The 8,611-nt window shown below is 61.9% G+C and carries 2 protein-coding genes and 1 CRISPR repeat array; both genes read right to left on the bottom strand.

All coding sequences use genetic code 11. The features are described from left to right. Positions 1–162 precede the first annotated feature (162 nt). Positions 163–6,852: a CRISPR direct-repeat array (repeat unit 28 nt; unit sequence TTTCTGAGCTGCCTGGGCGGCAGCGCAC). 130 nt (positions 6,853–6,982) lie between these two features. Continuing rightward, positions 6,983–7,552, bottom strand: a complete 570-nt coding sequence (gene cas6f / locus DU490_RS03650; RefSeq protein WP_114572978.1) for a type I-F CRISPR-associated endoribonuclease Cas6/Csy4 — start codon at positions 7,550–7,552, stop codon at positions 6,983–6,985. Positions 7,553–7,556: 4 nt separating this feature from the next. After that, the gene (gene csy3, locus DU490_RS03645; RefSeq protein ID WP_114572977.1) at positions 7,557–8,594 is read right to left on the bottom strand and encodes a type I-F CRISPR-associated protein Csy3; all 1,038 of its coding nucleotides are present in this window, start codon (positions 8,592–8,594) and stop codon (positions 7,557–7,559) included. Between the last annotated feature and the right edge of the window lie 17 nt (positions 8,595–8,611).

The following is an 8,611-nucleotide window of genomic DNA, read 5'->3' as shown; positions in this document are numbered from 1 at the left end:
GCTACAAACAGAAGTTGACCCATCGTGACCGGTCAGCTTACAAAACCAGAGCCAGCGAGAGACCGGTGAGCAAATCGGTCACGATCGCCGGAATGAGCGGTCACGTTCGCCGGAATACGCAGCAGCGCACGATGGGCGCCGGCCATGGGGCGGCGAGTACGATTTCTGAGCTGCCTGGGCGGCAGCGCACAAACGCTAACACTCGACATCGCCCGCTGCTCTTTTCTGAGCTGCCTGGGCGGCAGCGCACGAGGTCGAGGGCAGCGAAGAGTCGATGGGCCATTTCTGAGCTGCCTGGGCGGCAGCGCACGCACCCTGCTGCCCAACGGCAAAAAGGCGTCTTTTCTGAGCTGCCTGGGCGGCAGCGCACTTATCCGAGGGTGCGAGACAGGCATTTTAATTTTTCTGAGCTGCCTGGGCGGCAGCGCACGACGTAGGGCGCCACCGCTCATAGGTCTGCCATTTCTGAGCTGCCTGGGCGGCAGCGCACGACTTCGAGCTTGTCGACGATGATGCCGTGCTTTTCTGAGCTGCCTGGGCGGCAGCGCACAACCACTACGTCGTAGCCGAGCGCATCATGGATTTCTGAGCTGCCTGGGCGGCAGCGCACCTCGTCAGGCGGGCCCACGTCCCCAGCCCTTGTTTCTGAGCTGCCTGGGCGGCAGCGCACGCTTGGTGTTTTTGATAGCATGGATGATGCTATTTCTGAGCTGCCTGGGCGGCAGCGCACCCTACGCTATCGCAACCATTTTATGTTGCACGTTTCTGAGCTGCCTGGGCGGCAGCGCACCCTGAACGCCCCGTGCTGCGTGTGCAAGCACATTTCTGAGCTGCCTGGGCGGCAGCGCACTACATCCCCGCCAAGGAAGCCTTGGCCAACAATTTCTGAGCTGCCTGGGCGGCAGCGCACTCGCTATGAGGCCGCGCAGTGTCGTTGCGTGGTTTCTGAGCTGCCTGGGCGGCAGCGCACCAGGTCCGCATCGAATCAAAAGCCATCCGCAATTTCTGAGCTGCCTGGGCGGCAGCGCACTCGCGAAAAGTGGTCGCAGATCGGCTCTGCGTTTTCTGAGCTGCCTGGGCGGCAGCGCACAAATCTCCGACAAATCATGTTACCAGTAATCATTTCTGAGCTGCCTGGGCGGCAGCGCACGTGGCATGGCGTGAAGATCGTCGAGTACAACTTTTCTGAGCTGCCTGGGCGGCAGCGCACGATCGTGATGGTCGCGAGCGTCGATCATTCTTTTTCTGAGCTGCCTGGGCGGCAGCGCACTACACCCCCGTCTACTCCGAGATACGCCGCATTTTCTGAGCTGCCTGGGCGGCAGCGCACAGCCCCCTCTCCAGGGATTCAATCTCGCTGCGTTTCTGAGCTGCCTGGGCGGCAGCGCACTCGCCAGTCTTTGCAAGAAGATGGGGATCTAATTTCTGAGCTGCCTGGGCGGCAGCGCACGTCAATACTTGGTCGGTATGCAGAACCCCGGTTTTCTGAGCTGCCTGGGCGGCAGCGCACGAGTGGCTCGGCCTGCATGAAAGCGCAGATAATTTCTGAGCTGCCTGGGCGGCAGCGCACCGCCAGGAAACTGGCTATTGACGTGAAGGCCATTTCTGAGCTGCCTGGGCGGCAGCGCACTAACAGGGCGGCTCGGGTGGCGTAGCCCGTCTTTTTCTGAGCTGCCTGGGCGGCAGCGCACACGAACAGCCCGTTCTCGTCTTCCCGCATCTCTTTCTGAGCTGCCTGGGCGGCAGCGCATGACGAGGTCGCAGGGCTTGCCGTTCTTTGCCATTTCTGAGCTGCCTGGGCGGCAGCGCACGGGATATGGATATTGCCGAGGATACGCTGGTCTTTCTGAGCTGCCTGGGCGGCAGCGCACCTCAGCGACACCGGGTCGGCCAACGAGCACATTTTCTGAGCTGCCTGGGCGGCAGCGCACTGATGTCTGCCGCCTTTTCCAGCAGCTCATCGTTTCTGAGCTGCCTGGGCGGCAGCGCACGACCGCAGAAGCCGGTCTGGCATCGACAAGCTTTTCTGAGCTGCCTGGGCGGCAGCGCACGCTCCCGCAGCAGTCGCCCCTTCACTGGATTATTTCTGAGCTGCCTGGGCGGCAGCGCACTCGAAGTCCCAATCCTTGAGGATGTAGCCGATTTTCTGAGCTGCCTGGGCGGCAGCGCACACGAGCCATGCCGTTACCCTACCCATGGGGCATTTCTGAGCTGCCTGGGCGGCAGCGCACATGCTCGCCGCGCAGCCACTTGCCCACCTTCCATTTCTGAGCTGCCTGGGCGGCAGCGCACCGAAAGCGCTTGTCTTTATGCGCCTTGCTTTTTTTCTGAGCTGCCTGGGCGGCAGCGCACATGGTCATTCATGATCCAGCACCTATCACCCCTTTCTGAGCTGCCTGGGCGGCAGCGCACGAGGAGGTCATCCATGACCATCGACACGACTATTTCTGAGCTGCCTGGGCGGCAGCGCACTCATCGCCCGCAACGACGGCACGATGCCCAACTTTCTGAGCTGCCTGGGCGGCAGCGCACCAGGCACTGGCCGATCTCGGCTATCTCGACCATTTCTGAGCTGCCTGGGCGGCAGCGCACGAGATGTATTTGCACTGTCAGCTATAGTAATTTTTCTGAGCTGCCTGGGCGGCAGCGCACCGCCATACGAAACAGCACTGTCGGCTCTTGCGTTTCTGAGCTGCCTGGGCGGCAGCGCACGCGAGTTGCTGTTCCGGCTGCCAGCCTGAGCCTTTCTGAGCTGCCTGGGCGGCAGCGCACGGAGCAACTGGAGGACTGGCGAGAGAGCGCCATTTCTGAGCTGCCTGGGCGGCAGCGCACGTCATCATCGGCGCGATTGTCGATGGGCAGATTTTCTGAGCTGCCTGGGCGGCAGCGCACGGCTCACGTCGAGGCAGCAGCGGGGCTGGTCATTTCTGAGCTGCCTGGGCGGCAGCGCACGCCTCGCCTTCCCACTCCGGCTGGGCACCCTTTTTCTGAGCTGCATGGGCGGCAGCGCACATCCGCGACCTGCGTAACTACGAGCGCCCTGATTTCTGAGCTGCCTGGGCGGCAGCGCACATATCTCGCTTTGTCTACTGCTTCAGGCAGGTTTTCTGAGCTGCCTGGGCGGCAGCGCACGCCAATGCTTGGATTCGGGAACGCGGTTCATATTTCTGAGCTGCCTGGGCGGCAGCGCACGAGGCTGCTGGATACCCATGGCTGCACCGATGTTTCTGAGCTGCCTGGGCGGCAGCGCACCATTGAGGTCTAGATGATGCGGCCGGCTGTCATTTCTGAGCTGCCTGGGCGGCAGCGCACACGTCGCCTCTCGTTATCGCCTTTGAGGATGTTTTCTGAGCTGCCTGGGCGGCAGCGCACCTTGACGCAACAGCTAAAGCCCTTATTGAAGCTTTCTGAGCTGCCTGGGCGGCAGCGCACAAAAAGCCCGCGCTTGGCGGGCTGTGTACATGTTTCTGAGCTGCCTGGGCGGCAGCGCACGGTCTTGGTTGTCATATGCACCTCATTGAATATTTCTGAGCTGCCTGGGCGGCAGCGCACGCTAGCTCTCGCTGAGTTCCTGCCGCTCTAGTTTTCTGAGCTGCCTGGGCGGCAGCGCACGCGGTGCGCAAGACTACTGCCGAGGCATCTTTTTTCTGAGCTGCCTGGGCGGCAGCGCACCCGTCGATCCTGTCGAGCTGCGAGCCCCCGGTTTCTGAGCTGCCTGGGCGGCAGCGCACAAAAGCGCATGTTCGAGGATATGGGCCACCAATTTCTGAGCTGCCTGGGCGGCAGCGCACGAGCTGACTGGAGGTCATCGGCGCATTGGCCGTTTCTGAGCTGCCTGGGCGGCAGCGCACCCATCCACCTCCATCGGCGACAGGCGCACGAATTTCTGAGCTGCCTGGGCGGCAGCGCACAGAATAAGGCGGGGGAATGAGTCAAAGGCCCATTTCTGAGCTGCCTGGGCGGCAGCGCACGGAATGGCCTTCGAGTCGGGCATCAAGACCCATTTCTGAGCTGCCTGGGCGGCAGCGCACGCCTAAACGAGTGAAGCCCGCCGAGCTGTGGATTTCTGAGCTGCCTGGGCGGCAGCGCACGCGCAAGCCTTCGTGGCGCTGGATCATCTCCATTTCTGAGCTGCCTGAGCGGCAGCGCACCTGCCGGTCTGCTCGAACGTCTCTTCGGCGCGTTTCTGAGCTGCCTGGGCGGCAGCGCACGAACGACACCTCCTCGTCGTCCTCGAGGTAGTTTTCTGAGCTGCCTGGGCGGCAGCGCACTGGCATCGGCCAGCGTCGCGCTTACCACATGTTTTCTGAGCTGCCTGGGCGGCAGCGCACGCCGCCGCCGAGTGGCAAAGCCGAGGATATGATTTCTGAGCTGCCTGGGCGGCAGCGCACGATGGGCATGCGCCGGCCACTGCCATCGGCGATTTCTGAGCTGCCTGGGCGGCAGCGCACAAAGACAAGCGCTTTCGCTCGGAGGCGTATCTTTTCTGAGCTGCCTGGGCGGCAGCGCACCCGGAGCGCCGCCAGGATGTGGAAGTCAAGGATTTCTGAGCTGCCTGGGCGGCAGCGCACGAGATATTGGTTTGCAGCGCCGGTATCGCTCATTTCTGAGCTGCCTGGGCGGCAGCGCACGCTGGGAGGCCAGGGCAGAGTGAGGCGCATCAGTTTCTGAGCTGCCTGGGCGGCAGCGCACGTCGCCCAGGCCTTCGCGGTCGGCGGCTTCGATTTCTGAGCTGCCTGGGCGGCAGCGCACCGACAAGATCAGCCGGCCCAACATCGAGGACTTTTCTGAGCTGCCTGGGCGGCAGCGCACATGGCGAATTATCGCGAGGTATAGCCCATGACTTTCTGAGCTGCCTGGGCGGCAGCGCACCAGGGATCTGGCCGGCGCCGAATTTTTCCATTTTTCTGAGCTGCCTGGGCGGCAGCGCACGGCCGCTTCCACCACACGCTAGGCGCTGTCGTTTTCTGAGCTGCCTGGGCGGCAGCGCACACGAACCCTTCCCGATGGCCACTCTCTCGAATTTTCTGAGCTGCCTGGGCGGCAGCGCACTATGTATCGCGTGCCCACCAGGCACCCAGACTTTTCTGAGCTGCCTGGGCGGCAGCGCACGGAACGATGAAATCAAGCAAGGAACTACTGCATTTCTGAGCTGCCTGGGCGGCAGCGCACACACAGCAAGAGACGTCGCCCCCACCGTAGCTTTTCTGAGCTGCCTGGGCGGCAGCGCACCCCAGGCGCTGCGCCTTATGCGGGCCATGACATTTCTGAGCTGCCTGGGCGGCAGCGCACTGACCAGCGATCCCACAGCGCCTGGACCTCCGTTTCTGAGCTGCCTGGGCGGCAGCGCACTCGGCGCCAAGCTCCATCTTATCGCCACGCCTTTTCTGAGCTGCCTGGGCGGCAGCGCACTCGCTGACACCGAGGCTTACGCCTCCCCCGAATTTCTGAGCTGCCTGGGCGGCAGCGCACGCGGACGTGGACGGCGGCGGGGTGGGCCTTCATTTCTGAGCTGCCTGGGCGGCAGCGCACGACGTGCGGCTTCGCGTGCGCGGTTACGCTGGTTTCTGAGCTGCCTGGGCGGCAGCGCACGCGGCGCTGTACGAGGACGAGCCGCGCCTGACTTTCTGAGCTGCCTGGGCGGCAGCGCACCTCCACCGCCTTATCCTCAGCGGTGCGGAGGGTTTCTGAGCTGCCTGGGCGGCAGCGCACTCGTCCAGGTGTGGGAGCTGGGCTGTCGTCCATTTCTGAGCTGCCTGGGCGGCAGCGCACTTTTTCAGGTATTCGATCCAAGACGCGGCGATTTTCTGAGCTGCCTGGGCGGCAGCGCACTACGAATTCGACGAAAACGGCTATCTTGCATATTTCTGAGCTGCCTGGGCGGCAGCGCACATGTCTTCCCTGTGCCAGCGGTAGAGGACGCCTTTCTGAGCTGCCTGGGCGGCAGCGCACGCATGCGCCAGTCGGGCCACTATATGCACAGTTTTCTGAGCTGCCTGGGCGGCAGCGCACTCTCTTTTCATGGGCTTGTGACCCTCGTGTATTTTCTGAGCTGCCTGGGCGGCAGCGCACGGGAGCTGGGCTGTCGTCCAGGTGTGGGAGCTTTTCTGAGCTGCCTGGGCGGCAGCGCACGTGCAAGAGCTCCAGCTCGCTGTCCGGGTAGTTTTCTGAGCTGCCTGGGCGGCAGCGCACGACATGAAACTCACCGCCCTCGAACGCCAACATTTCTGAGCTGCCTGGGCGGCAGCGCACTGGAGATGGGCGACGGGGGCGGCGACGGCATGTTTCTGAGCTGCCTGGGCGGCAGCGCACGCACAAGACGTTGTTGGCGTCGATGAGTTCGATTTCTGAGCTGCCTGGGCGGCAGCGCACGATATGCGGCCTCATAGCGACGATCCACATGATTTCTGAGCTGCCTGGGCGGCAGCGCACTCAACGCCGAAGAACTCGATAGCGTCATCGAATTTCTGAGCTGCCTGGGCGGCAGCGCACCAGGGCGGGGCGCGCTCGACCAGCTCCGACATTTTCTGAGCTGCCTGGGCGGCAGCGCACGTGCATATCGGCTACGGCGTGAAAGAGGACATTTTCTGAGCTGCCTGGGCGGCAGCGCACCGCAAGGTGGCGGTGCTGTTGGTGGATCTTGATTTCTGAGCTGCCTGGGCGGCAGCGCACCTTACCGGCCGTGAGAACTACCAGCGCTTCGCTTTCTGAGCTGCCTGGGCGGCAGCGCACCTCTGCTGGAGGATTGCCGCCTGCTACCGGATTTTCTGAGCTGCCTGGGCGGCAGCGCACATTTGATTCGCCGCGCTTCTGCTGCGAGTGCTTTTCTGAGCTGCCTGGGCGGCAGCGCACTAGAACCTATTCAAGTTAAGCGATTGATTGTTAAAGAGCAATGGCTTGATAGAACAACGCCTCCCTTTTCAGAGAGGCGTCGCCAACAACTTGATTTTTAAGAACCTAATGCCGCCCTCCTAAAAAGGGGTCAGAACCAGGGCACCGTTGCCTCATTGCTCAACCCGTAATGATTGAAGCAGCCAGTGACAGGCTGCGACTGTAGTTGGTCATGCTCGATGAATAGCGCGAAACGCTGCCCACTGGAGCGGCTGCTGACCTGCACGAAAGGCAGGGCGATCTGCCGCGCGGCAGGCGTTTCCATCAAGCGCTGGGCCTCTTCAATTTCAACCCCGTGCCGTTGGGCATAACGCTTCGCCCGGCTAGGACTTCCGGTATTGAACTGTCGACGCCGGACGACACGGTGCTTCACTTCAGCAGGTACTGGCTGAATGGCTTCGACCATTACGTGATCGCGCATGCCGGTGAGCCATGAAATCGCCATCAACTGCTCAAGCCGAGCCTGTTCGCCATGCAACCGAAGCCGGTCGCCCGGCGTGCGCGCACGCACGCCGGTCTTGTGATCGGGGAAGCTCACACCAATGTCATCGGCCGATAGATCATGCAGTGCCCGATGCAGCTTGCTGTATAGCGCCCCTATCAACATCGAAGCCGGAAAGTCCGGGTCGGGACGCAAGCGGATATCGATATAGTGATCCATGGGCTTACCCCGCTTCGCCGAATACACCACCACGAATCAGCGTAGCCATGACGAAATGCTGCTGTTCTGGTTCCGGCTGCTGATCCTTGATCATCCAGTTGTCGAGCAGAGAGTAGAAGTCAGCTTTCTGCTTGGGCTGACGATACGCCTTGCCTTGGGTGGTGACAGAACCATAAGGTTCGACGGCGATAGGTCCAAGATCCTCGTCGCCCTCCTGCGGATACCAAGTGTCCACTGTGCGGATGGCATTGCCGATCTTCTGAGAGTGCATGCCTGCAATTTCACCGACTTGATAGAGTGTTTTGCTTTTATCACCTCGACTACGATCCAGAATCAGCTCCTGAGAGGGGAAAACCTCCTGGCCGTTGCCGACTCGTGCGAAAGCCGTGACATCAAGCAGAACATGTCGCGAGCCGCTTAGCCCCTCGGCAATGCGTGCAGTGAGCGATTCCAAGTTAGAGCGCGTCTCTTCGGTCGGCTCGAAGTCACGCAGGGAGAGGGAGAGCGCATCGAACGTCCAAGTGTCGACGGCTTCACTTTGCTCCATCAGGCGTACCTGTATCTCGACCTGCTCCGCTCCAATTCGGTTGCGCCACAGGAAGCGTCCGTTCGCCAGGTTGTAAGCATAGCGGCTGGCCAGGGTCTCGAACCCTTGAGAGTGCACATAGCCACTCACCGCCTCCTTGAGTTTCGCCTGGTATTCGGCGTTGTTACAGGCCGAGGGTACACCGGCACCGCCGAGTACCCGAAGCGTAAAGCGCGCCTTCAGTGTATCGGCATCGCTGGGCAAGGTCGCAACATCGACAGTCTGCAGGTTAGGGTTTTCGATAGCTGCATCCAGCTTGGCGGGGTCCTGATCTTTGGCTTTCAGGCGGTTGGAAATCGTGCCTCGCACCGACTTCTCGCGAATGGCGATAGCAGGCCACGCTTCTCCCTCGTCGCGCGTTTCCCAGTTGCCCGCGAAGAACAGGGCATCGGATGAGTCGAGCTTCCGCTCGAAGGCGAGGACGGAAGCAGTCTTGAGAGTATCGTTCTTGGCCATGATTCGTTTCCCTGTCG

The organism is Halomonas sp. DQ26W, assembly GCF_003339685.1.
GTDB lineage: Bacteria > Pseudomonadota > Gammaproteobacteria > Pseudomonadales > Halomonadaceae > Halomonas.
This window is presented reverse-complemented; position numbering and strand designations above follow the sequence as displayed.